Here is a 16,092-nt window from a genome sequence, read left to right as displayed (position 1 = left end):
ATCCTGCGTTGAGTACAGCGTCGTTGAATGACGCTTCGGCTTCGTGACAGTGCCCCGCGTATTACGCCGGTGAGTCCTAGAACTCGAGGAGGTTCTCGCGGAACGTGCGGTGGCTGTAGCCATCTCGGATCAGGCCCCGTCTACGCAGAGCGGGCGCAAGACCATCGGCGATCTCGGCGATGTTACGGCGAGTCACCACCGGCGAGAGTAGGAAGCCGTCACCGCCGACCTCCTCCATCGCCTCCCCCATTTTGGCCGCCACCGTGTCCGGCGACCCGACGAACGCCAGGCCCGCGTGGGTGTCGACGGTTGCGATCGCTTCTCGCAGTGTCTTCCCCCGCGCCCCCTCGATGAACGTGCGCAGCGTAGAGGTCTCGCCATTGCCCCAGACATCGGGCACTTCCTCGTCGAGGTCGAAAGTGGAGAAGTCGTACTCGCCACCCGATGTGTAACTCAAGCCCCACAAGGCCTTTTCGATGGCATGGTCGCTCCACCGAGCGGCTTTCATATCGTCCTCCCGGGCCTGTGCGACACGATCGGTATCCCCGAGGATGGGATCGATCAGGAAGAGGATCTTCAGCGTGCTGGGATCGCGACCGTACTCCCGCATCCGCCGGTGCATGTCGAGCCGGAATTCTTTCATCGACCCGATGCTGGTGCCGTGAGCGAGCATCGACTCTGCGTACTTTGCGGCCAGATCACGCCCGGCCGGGGAGGCGCCGGCCTGAACGATCACGGGTCTGCGCTGCGGACCGGGAATGGTGTTGAGCGGCCCTCTGGTCCGGAAGTACTTGCCGTCGAAGTCCACCGTGTGGACCTTGGTGTGGTCGGCGTACCGCGGAGTCTCCTGATCGATGAGCACGCTGCCGGGCTCCCATGAATCCCATAATGCGCCAACCGCTTCCATCCACTCTTTAGCCATTTCGTACCGTTCGCCGTGCAGCATCAGTTCGTCGTAGCCGTACTGCTGCGCGGCGCGCGAGGAACTGCCGGTGACGACGTTGAGGCCCACCCTGCCCTCGGTGAGGTGGTCAAGGGTGGTCATCGTCCTGGCCGCCATGAAGGGGTGATAGAAACTGGTGGACAACGTGACCGCGATGCCGATGTTTTTGGTGCGCTGGGTCAGCAGAGGAATCAGCGGAACCGGATCGCATTTGGGTGCCAGCATCCCGTATTTCAGCGTCGTCTCCATCGACCTGCCGTAAGCATCCTCGACCATGCTGGTGTCCTCGACCAGTAGGTAGTCGAAACACGCCCGTTCCAACGACGCGGCCAAATCGACGAACAGGTCGCCCCGCATCCAGTCACGGCCGGTGCTGCCCGCCCACGGATCGAGCGCCCACGTCTGCACGCTGAAGCCGCTGCCCAGGAACCAACCCAGATGAAACATGTTCAAACCTCCCTGCGGCCAATGTGACTGGCTCTTGTTTCGGTCGGTGCGCAGCTTCGGTTCCGCCCGTATTACGCTGGCCCGCCGCGACCTACCCGCGGCGTAATGCGGATTTACTCGGCAGGCCATAGTCCGGAAATCGGCCACGAGTGAAGTCAGCGGTATGGCGAAGAAGATGCACCTCGGGTGGTTCATGAATTATGCACCGCCGCAATGGCTGAACCCGTTCGACCGGGTGAACTCGTCATGGGCCAACGCCGACTTCCACATCGAGATGGCCAAGATGCTGGAAGGTGCCTGCTTCGACTATCTGATGATCGAAGACACGCTGATGGTGTCCAATGCGTTCGGCAACTCCACCGAGGCGGCACTGAAACATGCGCTGCAGGTACCCAAGCTGGATGCCACGGTGCTGGCAGGCGCCGTCGCCAAGGCGACGACCAAGCTCGGTGTCATCGCCACCGCCTCGATCTTGTCCTACCCGCCGTTCACGCTGGCCCGAATGATCGCCAGCCTCGACCACCTTTCCGATGGCCGGTTCGGGTGGAACATCGTCACGTCGGGCGAAGAGCAGGCCGCGCACAACGTGGGGCTGGACACGCTGCCGCCGCGACAGCAGCGTTACGACATGGCCGATGAGTTCGTCGAAGTGGTCACCAAGCTGCTGGCCTCGTGGGACTCCGATGCCGTGGTGATGGACCGCGAATCCGAAACCTATGTGGACCACACGAAAGTCCACGAGGTGAACTTCGTCGGCAAGTTCTACAAGTCACGTGGCCCGTTGAATGTCCCGCGCACACCGCAGGGCCGCCCGGTGTACCTCCAGGCCGGCGGGTCTCCCCGGGGCCGTCAGTTCGCCGCCGAGACCGCGGATTCGATCGTCGCGATCGCCGAGGGCATCGACGGCATGATCGACTACCGCACCGACATCCGGGCGCGTGCGCAGGCCGCCGGACGCAACCCCGATGACATCAAGGTGATGTTCCTCGTGACACCGGTCCTGGGTGAGAGCGCGCAGGACGCCGAGGCCAAGCGGCACGCGATGGTCAACACAGACGCCTTCATCACCAGTCAACTGGGCATGATCTCGACGGTCACCGACATCGACTTCTCGACCTTCCCGCTCGACGAGGAGCTACCGCCGCTCACCACCAACGGTGAACAGGGTTCGCTCAACAAGTTCATGCAAGCCGGGAGCGGCAAGACACTGCGTGAACTCGCCACCACCGCAACAGGATTCGCCAGCTGCCTGCCGCTGGTCGGAACACCGGCCGACGTCGCCGCCAAGATGGCCGACGCCATGGATTCGGTGGGCGGTGACGGGTTCCTACTGACCACTCCGCTGCAGCATCTCAGCAGGCGATACGTCACCGATATCACCGAGGGGTTGGTGCCGGCGCTGCGCGACCTCGGCGTGGTGCGCGAATCCTACGAGCACGACACCCTTCGGGCGAATCTACTGGCGTTCTAGTCGTCGAGCTCCCCGGCGATCCCCCGTTCGAGGGCCGCGATGGTCCGGTCCGGCAGCACAAGCAGGCCGTCGAGCTCACTACGGGCCAAGTCGTAGGCGCGTTCGCGTTCCTGCGGGGTGGCGCCGCGGTCGGCGGCCACGCGCAGCAGACTCTGCGCGCGGGTCATCCGCTGCTGGTCTTCCCGGGAGAAGTCACCGCGGCGGCGTCGTCGTGCCTCGTTCTCAGCGGCCTCGAACGCGGTCACGTACGCCTCGACGGCGTCGAGATACTGCCGCGCCGCCTCGCCGTCGTCGAGGAGGTCTTCGGCTTTACCGGGGCGCACCAGCTCGGCGCGCAACTTGGCCCGGTGGAAGGCCATCGTCAGCGGATCGCGCATATCTGTCATCGCAGGGAAATCGAGCAGTTTGGCGGCGTCGAGTTCGTACTCCAGCCAGCGAGCGTCGGTCCGGTTGTGCTCGTCGATCACCCGGGTGATCGTGCGCCATTGCGCCGCTTGACTTTTCCCGCTCTCCCTCGCAGCGGCAGGCGGCTCGGCCACCGGCTCGGCCGCCGGATCGTTCTGCCGCCGGATCGCGGAGATCCCTCTGACCGCGGCGTAGATCGCGCCGGCCAGCGGCACGATCACCAGCAGCAGCTCGACCAACCGGAAAATCAGACCCACCTGGCCAGGATGCCACTTGCTCAGCCGGGTCCGTCGCTGGCGGCCGCCAGCAGCGGCACCAGCACGTCACCGACCGGCGTGTCCAAGCCGTGCCCGGCCGCCTTGCGCACGATGACGTTGTTACGGATATCCCATTCCAGCCGGCGATGCGCTTCGGCGTCGGTGAGCATCGACGTGGTCAGATCCTCCGGTGCCTCGGCGAACATGCTTCTCACCTCGTCGATGACCGAATCGGGCAACCGAGCGCCCTCCGCGCGGGCCACCGCCAGGCATTCGGCCAGGTAGCGCCTGGCAAGGTCGGCAATGTCGGGCCGGCGGAACATCCCGGACCGCCGCCGGGCCAACACCATGAAGCCGGCGAGTGCGTTGAACAAGAGCTTGCGCCACGCCGCGGTGATGAAGTCGGGGTCGATCTCGACGACCATTTCCGGCGAACGCAGCACCGCCGCAATGCTTTTCGCATCAGTGCTGTCGGGCAGCACCAGTCGGGCTTCCGTGCGCAGCCGCACCCAGCCATCCGGCTGCCGCTCCGCGGAAAACCACACGACCGAAGGTACGATATGCGCCGACGGGCAGAACGGGCCGACCCGCTCGATCTGTTCGACACCGTTCTGCAGGACGCAGACAATCGTGTGGTCATCGCACAGGCGCTGCAACCAGCCGGCCGCCTGCTCGTTCTGGGAATCCTTGACCGCCAGGAACACCAGGTCCACCGGACCGTCGACACCGTCCGGGTCGGTCAGCACCGGGCCGGGCACCACGATCGGCTGCTTGCCATCAGGCCGGACCTCGATCTGATCGCGCGGGGTGTGCCCGCACACTGTCACCGCATGTCCGCCGGCATGCAAGGTGGCGGCGACGGTAGAACCGATCGCGCCGGGACCGACGAGTGCTATCGAGGTGCCCACCGCACCCAACATACTTACGGTGGTGCAGTGGCCGAACCGTCGCTGCGCCGGGCGCTACCGTCCGATGCCGCATCCATCGCTGAGCTCGCCGAACTGGCATACGAGAAGTACGTCGCCCGCATGGGTCGCAGGCCGGCGCCCATGGACGCCGACTACGCCGCGTTGATCGGCGGGGCCACTGTGTGGGTGCTGATCGACGACGGGCTGGTCGGCAGCCTGGTCACCTGCGTGATGGATGACCACCTGCTGCTCGACGCCATCGCTGTCGCGCCGCACGCTCAGGGCCGCGGATACGGGGCGCTGCTGCTACGCCGCGCCGAGGACGACGCGCGCGAGGCCGGCCGCACCGAGGTCAGGCTCTACACCAACGCCGCGATGACCGAGAACATCGCGATGTATCCGCGGTTCGGCTACGTGGAGACGCACCGAGCGGGTCAGGACGGCTTTCGCCGGGTGTTCTTCAGCAAGCGGCTGTGAACTACGACGTCCACTTGGATAGGTAGCACTGCGGGCTGTAGGGCGCGTCCTGGGCGACGGCGACCTGGCCGTCGATGGACACCTCGCAGTGCGCGTTCGGCGCGCCCTGGCCGCCGTGCGTGGTGCTCGCCACCTGCAGGAATGCCCACTGCGGGTCATCGAGGGTGGTCTGGAAGACCCACGGCGCGTCCGGCGACACGTTGATGGTCTCGCGCTTCATGAACGGGTTCGAGTCCGCGTTGAAGGCGTCCTTGCTGGGCGGCTGCGCCGTCAGGTAGGTGATCGTGAAGTCGTACGTACCACCGGTCGCGAGCGTGTAGGTCACCTGATGCCCGGGCGCCGGCTCAGCGCTCGATGTGGCGTGCGTGGCTGCAACACCGGCGGCCGCCAACACCAGCGCCGCCCCGACTCTTGCTGTCACTTTTCGCATATCGGCCATATCGACCACGCTACCGACATCGTTACTCGTGTCGGCCTGTCCCGGTATCCAGCGAATGACTAGCAGGTTAACGAGTTCGTCACACACAGATATGTCACAGAAACTTATTGGTCCTAACGTCCGGGTCGACACCAACCGTGGGTTCGGGGCCATCAGGTCTGTCGCGGCCCAATGCTTGTCTTTCCCAACATGAAAGGGCCTCTATGCATCTCCGGCGCTCCGCATTGAATCGATCGTTCTTGGCGGCGACAGGCGTGGCGGTGACCGCAGGCCTCATCCTGTCGGGCTGCGGCAGTAAGGCCACCGAGACCGACACAGCAAAATCGGATTCATGCGTTGACACGTCCGGGCCCACCATCAAGGTGGGGTCGCTGAACTCGCTGTCGGGCACGATGGCCATCTCCGAGGTCACGGTGCGTGACTCGATCAAACTCGCGGTTGACGAGATCAACGCCAAGGGCGGTGTGCTGGGCAAGCAGGTCCAGATCGTGGGCGAGGACGGGGCTTCCGACCCTGCGGTGTTCGCGCAGAAGGCCGAGAAGCTGATCAAGAACGACTGCGTGGCCGCGGTGTTCGGCGGCTGGACGTCCTCGAGCCGCAAGGCCATGTTGCCGGTCTTCGAGAGCAACAACGCGTTGCTGTACTACCCCGTGCAATACGAGGGCCTGGAGTCGTCGAAGAACATCTTCTACACCGGCGCCACCACCAACCAGCAGATCGTCCCCGCCCTGGACTTCCTCAAGGAGAAGGGCATCACATCGCTGTACCTGGTGGGTAGCGACTACGTGTTCCCGCAGACCGCGAACCGCATCATCAAGGCGTACGCCGCGGCCAACGGCATCGAGATCAAGGGCGAGGACTACACCCCGCTCGGCTCGACGGACTTCTCCACGATCGTGAACAAGGTTCGTTCCTCGAATGCCGGCGCGGTGTTCAACACCCTCAACGGCGACTCCAATGTGGCGTTCTTCAAGGAGTACACCAACGCGGGACTCACGCCGCAGAAGATGCCGGTGGTCTCGGTGTCGATCGCCGAAGAAGAGGTCCAGGGCATCGGCGCGCAGAACATCGCAGGCCAGCTGACCGCGTGGAACTACTACGAGACACTCGACAATCCGGTGAACAAGGCGTTCGTCAAGGCGTTCAAGGACAAGTACGGGCAGAACCGGGTGACCTCGGACCCGATGGAAGCCGCCTACGTCTCGGTGTATCTGTGGAAGAACACCGTCGAAAAAGGGAAGTCGTTCGATGTCAAGGCCATTCAGGACAACTGCGCCGGCGTGACGTTCGACGCCCCCGAGGGCCTGGTCACCATCGACGGCGAGAACCACCACATCACCAAGACCGCGCGGATCGGCGAGATTCATCCCGACGGACTGATCTACACGATCTGGGAGTCCCCCGGTCCGATCACGCCGGATCCGTACCTGAAGTCCTACCCCTGGGCCAAGGGCCTGTCGGGTTGATCCGGACGACAGGAAACCACTAACGCATGGAAGTCCTTGTCGGACAGCTGGCGACGGGATTGAGCCTCGGCTCGATCCTGTTGCTGGCCGCATTGGGTCTGTCCCTGACGTTCGGCCAGATGGGCGTCATCAACATGGCGCACGGCGAATTCATCATGGTCGGGTGTTACACAGCCTTTGTGGTGCAGAAGGTGATCTCGAATGCCGGTGCATCGCTTCTGGTTTCGCTGGTCGTGGGATTCGTGGTCGGCGGACTGCTCGGGGTGCTCCTCGAAGTCACGCTGATCCAGCGCATGTACGACCGTCCGCTGGACACCTTGCTGGTGACGTTCGGCGTCGGGCTGATTTTGCAACAGGCCGCGCGCAGCATCTTCGGCGCGCCCGCCGTCAACGTCACCGCACCGACATGGCTGTCCGGCGGCGTGGAGATCCTCGGCGCGGTGGTGCCCAAGACCCGCATCTTCATCCTGGTGCTGGCCGTGGTCTGCGTTGCCGTACTGGCCGCCGTGCTCAAGCTCAGCCCGATGGGCCGGCGTATCCGGGCCGTCGTACAGAACCGCGACCTGGCTGAGACGAGCGGCATTTCGAGCCGGCGAACCGATATCACGACGTTCTTCATCGGGTCCGGACTGGCCAGTGTGGCCGGCGTCGCCCTCACCCTGATCGGGTCGACGAGTTCCACGATCGGCCAGAGTTATCTGATCGACGCGTTCCTGGTGGTCGTCGTCGGCGGGCTCGGCCAGATCAAGGGCACGGTGATCGCCGCGTTCGCACTCGGGTTGATGAACTCCTTCATCGAGTACAGCACCACCGCATCGCTGGCGAAGGTCATCGTGTTCGTGGTCATCGTGATCTTCCTGCAGGCACGCCCGCAAGGCCTGTTCACCGTGCGGACAAGGAGTTTGGTATGAGGACCCTTGTCGGCAGGTGGCAGACGTGGGCGGGGTTCGCGGTCGCGGCCGTCATACTGTTCGGCGCCGCACCCGCGATGTTGACCAGCTTCCGGCTCGGCCTGCTGGGCCAATACCTGTGCTATGCGATCGTGGCGGCCGGCATCGGATTGGCCTGGGGCCGTGGCGGAATGCTCACGCTGGGCCAAGGCGTGTTCTTCGGTCTCGGCGCCTACATGATGGGTATGCATCTCAAGATCGCCGACGCCGAGATCCGCAAACAACCGGTGCCGGACTTCATGCAGATCGCGGGAATCCCTGCGCTGCCCTCATATTGGGAACCCTTCTCGTCGGCTGCCTTCACCATGGCGGCGATCGTGGTGGTCCCGACCGGCATCGCCGCACTGCTCGGACTCGGTGTGTTCAAGCGCCGCGTCAAGGGCGCCTACTTCGCGATCCTGTCCCAGGCACTGGCTGCCGCACTGGCGATCCTGCTCGTCGGGCAGGCCACCCTGGGTGGCAGCAACGGGCTCAACGGCTTTCGAACCTTCTTCGGGTTCCGGCTATCCGACCCGGTGAACCGGCAGATGCTGTACTTCATCGCCGCGGGCACGTTGCTGGTGGTGGTGGCCGTGGTGCGTCAGCTGATGCAGAGCCGCTACGGCGAACTCTTGGTCGCGGTGCGTGACGGCGAGGAGCGGGTCCGCTTCCTCGGCTACGACCCGGCCACGATCAAGGTCGTCGCCTACACCGCGGCTGCGTTGTTCGCCAGCATCGCCGGTGCCCTGTTCGCGCCGATCATCGGTTTCATCACGCCGGCGCAGGTCGGCGTGGTGCCCTCCATCGCGTTCCTGATCGGTGTCGCGATCGGCGGACGCACCACACTGCTCGGACCGATTCTCGGCGCCATCGGTGTGGCGTGGGCGCAAACCGCGTTCTCCGAACGGTTTCCGTCCGGATGGATCTACGCACAGGGTTTGCTGTTCATCGTCGTCGTCGGGTTCTTCCCCGCCGGCCTGGCCGGAGTCGGGGCACTGCTACGCCGGCGCCGCCGCACCAAGACCGTCCCGCCCGCCGGCGACGTACAGCAGACGGAGGCCGAGACCGTAGGAGCGGCACCATGACCGAACTCGCCGAACCGGTGGCCGGCGGCAATGTCGGCATGGGCACCGAATATCTGGAAGTCCGCGGTCTGACCGTCGACTTCGACGGATTCAAAGCGGTCAACGACGTCGATCTCACCCTGTTCCAAGGCGATCTGCGATTCCTGATCGGCCCCAATGGGGCAGGCAAGACCACCGTGATCGATGCGATCACCGGCCTGGTGCCTGCCACCGGGTCGATCAACAAGTCGGGCGTGGATCTGCTCGGCAAAAAGGTCCATCAGATCGCCCGCCTCGGTGTCGGGCGAACATTCCAGACCGCCAGCGTGTTCGAGCAGCTGACCGTGCTGCAGAATCTCGACATCGCCGCCGGGGCGGGCCGGTCATGGTGGACGTTGCTGCGTAGGCGGCACGGGGTGCTACCCGCCATCGAGGAGGCATTGGAGACCATCGGTCTGTCGGATCTGGCCGACCGGCCGGCGGGCGTACTCGCCCACGGTCAGAAGCAATGGCTGGAGATCGGCATGCTGCTGGTACAGAACGCCGATGTGCTGCTGCTCGACGAACCCGTTGCCGGAATGAGTGGTGAGGAACGCGAGGAGACCGGAAACCTGTTGCGCCGCATCGGGTCGTCGCGCACCGTCGTGGTCGTCGAACATGACATGGACTTCATGCGGGCGTTCGCGACGTCGGTGACGGTGCTGGCCCGCGGCCAGGTGATCGCCGAAGGGTCGGTCACCGAGGTGCAGGCCAACCCGAAGGTGCAGGAGGTCTACCTCGGCACCGCCGCGGCCGGAGACTTGGAGGCAAGCGAATAGTGTTGCAGCTCATCGATGTCCGCACCGGATACGGACGCTCTCAAGTCATCCACTCGGTCAGCATCGAGGTGCCCTCCGACGGCGTTGCCGCGGTGATGGGCCACAACGGGGCAGGCAAGACCACCTTGCTTCGCGCGGCAGTTGGGCTGTTGAAGTGCAGCGCGGGCCAGGTGCTGCTGCATGGCGAGGACGTGACCAAGCTGCGCCCCAACGCCCGAGTGGCCCGCGGGCTCGCCTATGTCCCGCAAGGCCAGCAGTCCTTCGGTCAGCTGACCACCGCCGAAAACCTTCAGGTGGTCGCCGACGGCCGCAAACGAGGCAAGCAGCTGATCGACGAACAGCTCGACCTGTTCCCCGCGCTCAAGGAACTGCTGACCCGCCGCGCCGGTCTGCTCTCCGGCGGCCAGCGACAACAGCTGGCCATCGCCCGGGCATTGATCACCAGCCCGAAGATCCTGATCCTCGACGAACCCACCGAGGGCATCCAGCCGTCGGTGGTCGCCGAGATCGAGGCGGCGATCACCGCACTCACCCGCCGCGGCGACCTCGGCGTCCTGCTGGTCGAGCAGCACATCGGTTTCGCGCTGGAATCGGCTCAGCGCTACTACATCCTGGAGGCCGGTCGGGTGACGTCCAGCGGTACCGGCGGGTCGGCGTCGGAGTCCGACGTCCGCGCGGCGATGGCGATCTAGACTTCAGGTCGTGAGCTATGTCACGACAATGAACCGATCCCGGCTACAGCGCGTCTGTCGTTAAGTGACGAACCGATCGCGCTGGGGAGTGAACACCGCCGTCAACCGCCGATCGGTCCTGGTGGGGCTCGGGGCCGTCGGCGCGTTCCTGGCCGTCGACCTGGGCGCCGTCGCCTACGCCAACAAGTGGATCGGGTCCGGAACCACCCGACAGACCTTCCTCGACGGGTTCCTCAACGTCTACGGACGTCAGCTCGGCTTCCGGAAAAACCACGCCAAAGGCGTCGTCGTCACCGGGTATTTCGACAGCAACGGCAGCGGCCAGCAGCTCAGCCGTGCCGTCGTGTTCCGGCCGGGTCAGGTGCCCGTCGTCGGCCGTTTTTCGCTGGCCGGCGGTGACCCGCACGTCGCCGACACCCCGGGCGCGGCCCGAGGCCTTGGGCTGGCGTTCGGGTTCCCCGACAGTTCGCAATGGCGCACCGCGATGTTGAATCTGCCGGTGTTCCCGGACAATTCAGCGCGCGGGTTCTATGACCGGTTGTTGGCGTCCAAGATCGTGCCGGGCACCAAAGCGCCCGATGCGGCCGCGATGAAGGCCTTCCTGACCGCCCACCCGGAAACCGCGGCCGCCATGGCGATCATCAAGAAGCATCCGCCGTCAGCGGGTTTCGGCGACAGCACCTTTCGCGGTCTCAATACTTTCTATTTCGTCAACGACGCAGACGTCCGATCAGCGGTGCGGTGGTCGCTCGTACCGCAGCAGGGCGCACCGGCACCGCGATCCGGCGACGCCAACGGATTGTTCGACGCGGTGGTGCGCCAGCTGCGCGACGGACCGCTGCGATGGCATCTGATGGTCACTGTCGCCGACCCGGGCGACCCCCTGACCGACCCCACCCTGCCGTGGCCCGACCACAGGCGCAGCGTCGAGGTGGGCACGCTCACCCTCACCGCCGCGGCGACCGAGGCGCCTGGCAACGCCCGCGACATCAACTTTGATCCGCTGGTGTTGCCCGACGGTATCGAACCCTCCGACGACCCCCTGCTGTCCGCCCGCAGCGACGTCTATGCCGCCTCCTACCGCCAGCGCACCGGCGAACCGACGTCGCCGTCCGCGGTTCAGGTCAACGAGGTCGGCGCATGACGCCCGTCGAGCGCTACCCGGTCCGCACCCGGATCCTGCACTGGCTGACTGCCGTCGGAGTGTTCGCTGCCCTGTTCGTCGGGTTCGTGATGGTCAATTCGCTGGGCGGGTACGGCGCACTGGTGGGTGTGCACGTGACGCTCGGGATGCTGATCCTGATCGTCGTGGTGTTGCGGGCGGCCAACCGCTTCACCCACCGCACCCCACCGCTGCCGGCGACCGTGGGGTCTGTTGAGCAGCTGCTGGTGGTCGGCTCCGAGATCGGGCTGTACGTCCTGCTGCTGGCTCAGCCGCTGGTGGGCTGGGCGATGGTGTCGGCAAGCGGCCGGCCGGTGGTGCTGTTCGGGTTCGTGCCGCTGCCGCGGATCGCGCCGTTCGACGCCGACCTGTTCTTCGTGCTGCGCCAGACCCACTCCGTTCTCGCCTACCTGCTGGTGGCCGCGATCGCCGCGCACGTCGCGGCGGTGCTGTTGCACACGCTCACGCTGCGCGACCGGATGCTGAGCCGGATGACTTTCGGCCGCCGGCGCGAGGCGACCGAGGCGGACTGAGCCGCGTCGCGCAGCAACGTCATTCGTACGTCTGTACTCAGCCCGCATCGAGTAGACGGGTGTCGTCTGAAGACAGCGCCACCGCGGCACCCAGCCGGCCGAACAGATCGATCGCGGACTGGACCGTCCTATCGACGAACGGCCCGAAGGCGCCGTCCATGGCGCGATACCGCCGCTCGGCCACCACACCGACCAAGCGTGGGTCGGAGGACGGAAACACCGTTGCGGCGACATGAGTGTCGGCGCTGTTCCACTGCTGCACCAAAGCCGCCACCCCGGCTCGGTGATCGGCGGAGTAATAGCGCTCCGCGGTGACGGTGATCTGCACCGCCGAACCGCTGGGCTGCAGGTGCACATGCAGCCGACCGTGAAAGGCGTTCACGAAAAAGAACACCTCGTCCTCATGGTGGCCGCAGAAATGCCGCAATTGGCGGCTGTTCACGTAGTCCTCGATGACCTCGACGCCGATCACGGTGTTCATATCTGGTCAACGGGCCACCCAAACGACACGGTTCCCGAATCGGCCAAGGTTGCGCCAAGAATCTGGTGAGAATTGGTTAAATGGGTTTGCACGGCCCACAATTTGAATTCATTCGTGTTCACGCCGAGATATCGGCGTGATCGATGGTGCCTAAAATAATTGAACTTTTCCTGCACGTGTGCTGAGAATCTAGTAACTTCTGCCGCAGCAGTAACTCCAATGCACACAAGGGACATGACAATGATCAAAGGTTTGTTGACGGCGGCTGCTGCCGCCGGGGCCATCGCGCTGGCCGGCGCGCCGTCTGCCTGGGCGATCACCAACGCCGAGGCCGACTACATCAAGGATCTGACCAGCGCCGGTATTGCCGGCGACCAGGCGGCGCTGATCGCCGATGGACACACCATCTGCTCGGCGCTCGCGCAGGGTGCGGACCCGAACGAACTGTCGCAGACCTACTTCAAGAACTCAGGTCAGATCAGCCATGCCCAGGCGGATGCGGCGATCAACTTCGCCAAGACCGATCTGTGCCCCGCGGGCTGACGACGCACGAGCTGAGAGCGCGGCTGGCCTCATCTAGGCCAGCCGCGTAACCACTTCTGCGACAAGCGAATCGACCGGGATGTCGACCTGCGCACCGGTGGCGAGATCTTTGACGCCCACGGTGCCTGCCTCGATGTCCCGGTCGCCTGCCACCACGGCGATGCGCGCCCCTGAGCGATCGGCGGCACGCATCGCTCCCTTGAGCCCGCGGTCACCGTAAGCCAGGTCGACGCGAACGCCTTCGGCACGCAGAGCCGCCGCCAGCGTCGCCACCACCAACTTGGCCTGCTCCCCCAGCGGTACCCCGAAAACGTCGCAGCGACTTGGGTTTCCGACCGTCTTACCTTCGGCCCGTAGCGCCAGGACGGTCCGGTCGACGCCGAGCCCGAATCCGATTCCCGACAGGTCCTGGCCGCCGAGCTGACGCATCAACCCGTCGTAGCGGCCACCGCCGCCGATCCCGGATTGCGCGCCGAGCCCGTCGTGGACGAACTCGAATGTGGTCTTGGTGTAGTAGTCCAGGCCACGCACCATCCGCGGATTGACCACGTACCGCACGCCGAGTGCGTCGAGATGCGCCAGCACGGTGTCGAAATGCTGTTTGGCCCCATCGGACAGATGGTCGAGCATCACCGGTGCGTCGGCGGTCGCCTCGCGCATGGCCGGCCGCTTGTCGTCGAGCACTCGTAGCGGGTTGATCTCCGCTCGGCGCCGGGTGTCCTCGTCCAGGTCGAGCCTGAACAGGAACTCCTGCAGCAACTCCCGGTACTGCGGCCGGCAGGTGTCGTCACCCAGCGAGGTGATCTCCAGGCGGAAGCCGTCCAAACCCAGCGAGCGGAAACCGGCATCGGCGACGGCAATCACCTCGGCGTCCAGCGCCGGGTCGTCGACGCCGATGGCCTCGACCCCGACCTGCTGCAGTTGCCGGTAGCGACCGGCCTGCGGGCGTTCATACCGGAAGAACGGGCCGGCGTAACAGAGCTTGACCGGCAGAGCGCCGCGGTCCAGACCGTGCTCGATGACTGCACGCATCACTCCCGCCGTGCCCTCCGGGCGCAGCGTCACCGACCGCTCACCGCGGTCGGCGAAGGTGTACATCTCCTTGGAGACCACGTCGGTCGATTCGCCCACCCCACGGGCGAACAGCGCCGTGTCTTCGAAGATCGGCAACTCGACGTCGCCGTAGCCGGCCAGCCGGGCGGTTCGCAGCAGACCGTCACGCACCGCGACGAACTCCGCCGACTCGGGCGGCAGGTAGTCAGGGACACCCTTGGGCGCCTGGAATTCGCTCACTTCAAACCTTCGAGAAATGGATTGGTACGACGTTCGAGACCGATGGTGGTGGATTCACCGTGCCCCGGTAATACCAGGGTGTCGTCGTCGAGCACCAGCAGTTTATCGACGATGGAGCTCAGCAGATCCCGCCCGCTACCACCGGGCAGGTCCGTGCGGCCAACGCTCTGTTTGAACAATGTGTCACCGGTGAACGCCATCGGGACCCCACCGATCCCCAAGTCGCTGCGCTCTCCCCCTCGCCTTCGGCCGGGCGGTGCCCCCAGCCCGCCGTAACCCGCGGCGCGATCCACCCGGAACACCACCGACCCTTTTGTGTGACCGGGCGTGTGGTCGACGGTCACCGCGATTCCGCCGAGTTCGATCTTGTCCCCGTCGCGGTCCAGTTCGACGACCTGTCTGGGCTCGCGGAACAGCGCCCCCAGCGCAATCTGGCCAAGCCGCGGCCCGAACCCGCGGATCGGGTCGGAGAGCATGAAGCGGTCCTCGGGGTGGATGTACACCGGGCAGCCGAACGTGTCGCCCACTTTCTGGGCCGACCAGATGTGGTCGATGTGCCCGTGGGTGAGCAGCACGGCGGCCGGGGTGAGACGGTTCTCGTCGAGCACGCGGCGCAAGGTGGCGAACGCGCGTTGCCCCGGGTCGACGACGATCGCGTCGGCTCCGGCGTGTGGGGCCAGCACGTAGCAATTGCATGCCAACATGCCCGCCGGGAACCCGGTGAGTAACACGCCGTCCAGTTTCCCATCCCCTGTTGGCGAGGGTCGTGGCCGGTGTCTTCAGCATCAACTGGCACACTCGGTGCCGACTCACCCGATCTCAACGGAGGATCATCACGGTGCCCACCAACGAACAGCGACGTGCGACGGCCAAGCGCAAGCTCGAGCGGCAGTTGGAGCGTCGCGCTCAACAGGAGAAGCGCCAACGGTTGTTTGTCGTGATCGGCGGCGTGGTCGCCATCGTCGTGGCCGCGGCCCTGATCGCCACGTTCGTGCTGACCAATAAGGACAGCAAGGACACCAAGACCGCGTCGGGTGCCACCAGCACCGCCCCCGTCGACGCCGGCGGTGGCCCGTCCACGAGTCCGCCGGCCACCGGCGGTCTGCCGCCCTTCAAGGCCGCCGCGAACCTGGGCGCCAACTGCCAGTACCCGGCCTCCCCCGAGCCGGCCGCCAAGAAGGTCGACGCACCGCACAGCGGCAAGGTGCCCACCAGCCCGCCGACGGTGACCGCCAGCATGAGCACCAACCAGGGCAACCTCGGCCTGGTGCTGGACAACGCGAAGACGCCGTGCACGGTCAACAGCTTCGCCAGTCTGGCGCAGAAGGGTTACTTCGACGACACCCCCTGCCACCGGTTGACCACCTCGCCATCGCTGTCGGTGCTGCAGTGCGGCGACCCGACGGGCAGTGGCACCGGCGGACCCGGCTACCAGTTCGCCAACGAGTACCCCACCGACCAGTACCCCGCGAATGACCCCGCGCTGCAGCAGCCGGTGACCTACCCGCGCGGCACGCTGGCCATGGCCAATGCCGGCCCGGGCACCAACGGAAGCCAGTTCTTCCTGGTCTACAAGGATTCGCAGTTGCCGCCCAACTACACCGCGTTCGGCACCATCGACGCGACCGGCCTGGCGACGCTGGACAAGATCGCGGCGGCCGGGGTGGCCGGCGGCGGTCAGGACGGCAAGCCGGCAACCGACGTGCGAATCAAGTCGATCCTGTTGGACTAGCCGGCGATGAGCGACGCTTGCGGTGCGAATCA

At 65.5% G+C, this 16,092-nt stretch carries 18 protein-coding genes; 11 read left to right on the top strand and 7 right to left on the bottom strand.

Annotation, left to right across the window (positions count from 1 at the left end):
* Positions 1-76: 76 nt before the first annotated feature.
* Positions 77-1,390 carry an NtaA/DmoA family FMN-dependent monooxygenase gene (locus BST42_RS03665; protein WP_083117136.1) on the bottom strand — a complete coding sequence of 438 codons (1,314 nt, stop codon included), beginning with the start codon at positions 1,388-1,390 and terminating at the stop codon, positions 77-79.
* A 163-nt stretch (positions 1,391-1,553) separates the two neighbouring features.
* On the opposite strand from BST42_RS03665, the gene BST42_RS03660 reads away from it, so the two are divergent.
* Positions 1,554-2,861: an NtaA/DmoA family FMN-dependent monooxygenase gene (locus BST42_RS03660; protein ID WP_083117135.1), complete on the top strand. Its 1,308-nt coding sequence runs from the start codon at positions 1,554-1,556 to the stop codon at positions 2,859-2,861.
* Here BST42_RS03660 and BST42_RS03655 read toward each other — a convergent pair.
* The gene (locus BST42_RS03655; protein ID WP_083117134.1) at positions 2,858-3,523 is read right to left on the bottom strand and encodes a hypothetical protein; all 666 of its coding nucleotides are present in this window, start codon (positions 3,521-3,523) and stop codon (positions 2,858-2,860) included. The genes BST42_RS03660 and BST42_RS03655 overlap by 4 nt on opposite strands.
* A 20-nt stretch (positions 3,524-3,543) precedes the next feature.
* A complete protein-coding gene (locus BST42_RS03650) occupies positions 3,544-4,431 on the bottom strand; it encodes an oxidoreductase (RefSeq protein ID WP_237159188.1) in 888 nt (295 codons plus the stop codon).
* Positions 4,432-4,458: 27 nt separating this feature from the next.
* Between BST42_RS03650 and BST42_RS03645 the strand changes: the two genes are divergently transcribed.
* Positions 4,459-4,908 (top strand): GNAT family N-acetyltransferase, encoded by a 450-nt coding sequence (locus BST42_RS03645; RefSeq protein ID WP_083117132.1) that lies wholly within the window; start codon positions 4,459-4,461, stop codon positions 4,906-4,908.
* 1 nt (position 4,909) lies between these two features.
* On the opposite strand, the gene BST42_RS03640 is transcribed toward BST42_RS03645, so the two are convergent.
* Positions 4,910-5,347: an Rv2576c family protein gene (locus BST42_RS03640; RefSeq protein ID WP_083117131.1), complete on the bottom strand. Its 438-nt coding sequence runs from the start codon at positions 5,345-5,347 to the stop codon at positions 4,910-4,912.
* 203 nt (positions 5,348-5,550) lie between these two features.
* Between BST42_RS03640 and urtA the strand changes: the two genes are divergently transcribed.
* The 7 genes from urtA to BST42_RS03605 all read left to right on the top strand — a co-directional run bounded on the left by urtA (position 5,551) and on the right by BST42_RS03605 (position 12,011).
* A complete protein-coding gene (gene urtA, locus BST42_RS03635; RefSeq protein WP_036338226.1) occupies positions 5,551-6,813 on the top strand; it encodes an urea ABC transporter substrate-binding protein in 1,263 nt (420 codons plus the stop codon).
* A 26-nt stretch (positions 6,814-6,839) separates the two neighbouring features.
* Positions 6,840-7,724, top strand: coding sequence for an urea ABC transporter permease subunit UrtB (urtB, locus tag BST42_RS03630; RefSeq protein ID WP_083117130.1), 885 nt, complete (start codon positions 6,840-6,842; stop codon positions 7,722-7,724).
* A complete protein-coding gene (urtC, locus tag BST42_RS03625) occupies positions 7,721-8,827 on the top strand; it encodes an urea ABC transporter permease subunit UrtC (RefSeq protein WP_083117129.1) in 1,107 nt (368 codons plus the stop codon). The genes urtB and urtC overlap by 4 nt, the downstream gene beginning before the upstream one ends.
* Positions 8,824-9,624 (top strand): urea ABC transporter ATP-binding protein UrtD, encoded by an 801-nt coding sequence (urtD, locus tag BST42_RS03620; RefSeq protein ID WP_083117128.1) that lies wholly within the window; start codon positions 8,824-8,826, stop codon positions 9,622-9,624. Before urtC ends, urtD begins: the two co-directional genes overlap by 4 nt.
* The gene (urtE, locus tag BST42_RS03615) at positions 9,624-10,316 is read left to right on the top strand and encodes an urea ABC transporter ATP-binding subunit UrtE (protein WP_083117127.1); all 693 of its coding nucleotides are present in this window, start codon (positions 9,624-9,626) and stop codon (positions 10,314-10,316) included. The genes urtD and urtE overlap by 1 nt, the downstream gene beginning before the upstream one ends.
* A gap of 64 nt (positions 10,317-10,380) precedes the next feature.
* Positions 10,381-11,460: a catalase family peroxidase gene (locus BST42_RS03610; RefSeq protein ID WP_237159186.1), complete on the top strand. Its 1,080-nt coding sequence runs from the start codon at positions 10,381-10,383 to the stop codon at positions 11,458-11,460.
* Positions 11,457-12,011 carry a cytochrome b gene (locus BST42_RS03605; RefSeq protein ID WP_083117126.1) on the top strand — a complete coding sequence of 185 codons (555 nt, stop codon included), beginning with the start codon at positions 11,457-11,459 and terminating at the stop codon, positions 12,009-12,011. Before BST42_RS03610 ends, BST42_RS03605 begins: the two co-directional genes overlap by 4 nt.
* Before the next feature lie 37 nt (positions 12,012-12,048).
* Here the strand turns inward: BST42_RS03605 and BST42_RS03600 are convergent, their stop codons facing one another.
* Positions 12,049-12,492 (bottom strand): hypothetical protein, encoded by a 444-nt coding sequence (locus BST42_RS03600; RefSeq protein WP_083117125.1) that lies wholly within the window; start codon positions 12,490-12,492, stop codon positions 12,049-12,051.
* Between the two features lie 234 nt (positions 12,493-12,726).
* On the opposite strand from BST42_RS03600, the gene BST42_RS03595 reads away from it, so the two are divergent.
* Positions 12,727-13,035: a DUF732 domain-containing protein gene (locus BST42_RS03595; protein WP_158249003.1), complete on the top strand. Its 309-nt coding sequence runs from the start codon at positions 12,727-12,729 to the stop codon at positions 13,033-13,035.
* A gap of 33 nt (positions 13,036-13,068) precedes the next feature.
* Here the strand turns inward: BST42_RS03595 and hisS are convergent, their stop codons facing one another.
* On the bottom strand, positions 13,069-14,328 hold the full coding sequence (gene hisS, locus BST42_RS03590; RefSeq protein ID WP_083117123.1) for a histidine--tRNA ligase: 1,260 nt from the start codon (positions 14,326-14,328) through the stop codon (positions 13,069-13,071).
* Positions 14,325-15,059 (bottom strand): MBL fold metallo-hydrolase, encoded by a 735-nt coding sequence (locus tag BST42_RS03585; RefSeq protein ID WP_083117122.1) that lies wholly within the window; start codon positions 15,057-15,059, stop codon positions 14,325-14,327. Before BST42_RS03585 ends, hisS begins: the two co-directional genes overlap by 4 nt.
* 107 nt (positions 15,060-15,166) lie before the next feature.
* Between BST42_RS03585 and BST42_RS03580 the strand changes: the two genes are divergently transcribed.
* Positions 15,167-16,060 (top strand): peptidylprolyl isomerase, encoded by an 894-nt coding sequence (locus tag BST42_RS03580; protein WP_083117288.1) that lies wholly within the window; start codon positions 15,167-15,169, stop codon positions 16,058-16,060.
* Positions 16,061-16,092 lie beyond the last annotated feature (32 nt).

It is taken from the genome of Mycolicibacterium rhodesiae (assembly GCF_002086695.1).
Classification (GTDB): domain Bacteria; phylum Actinomycetota; class Actinomycetes; order Mycobacteriales; family Mycobacteriaceae; genus Mycobacterium; species Mycobacterium rhodesiae.
This window is presented reverse-complemented; position numbering and strand designations above follow the sequence as displayed.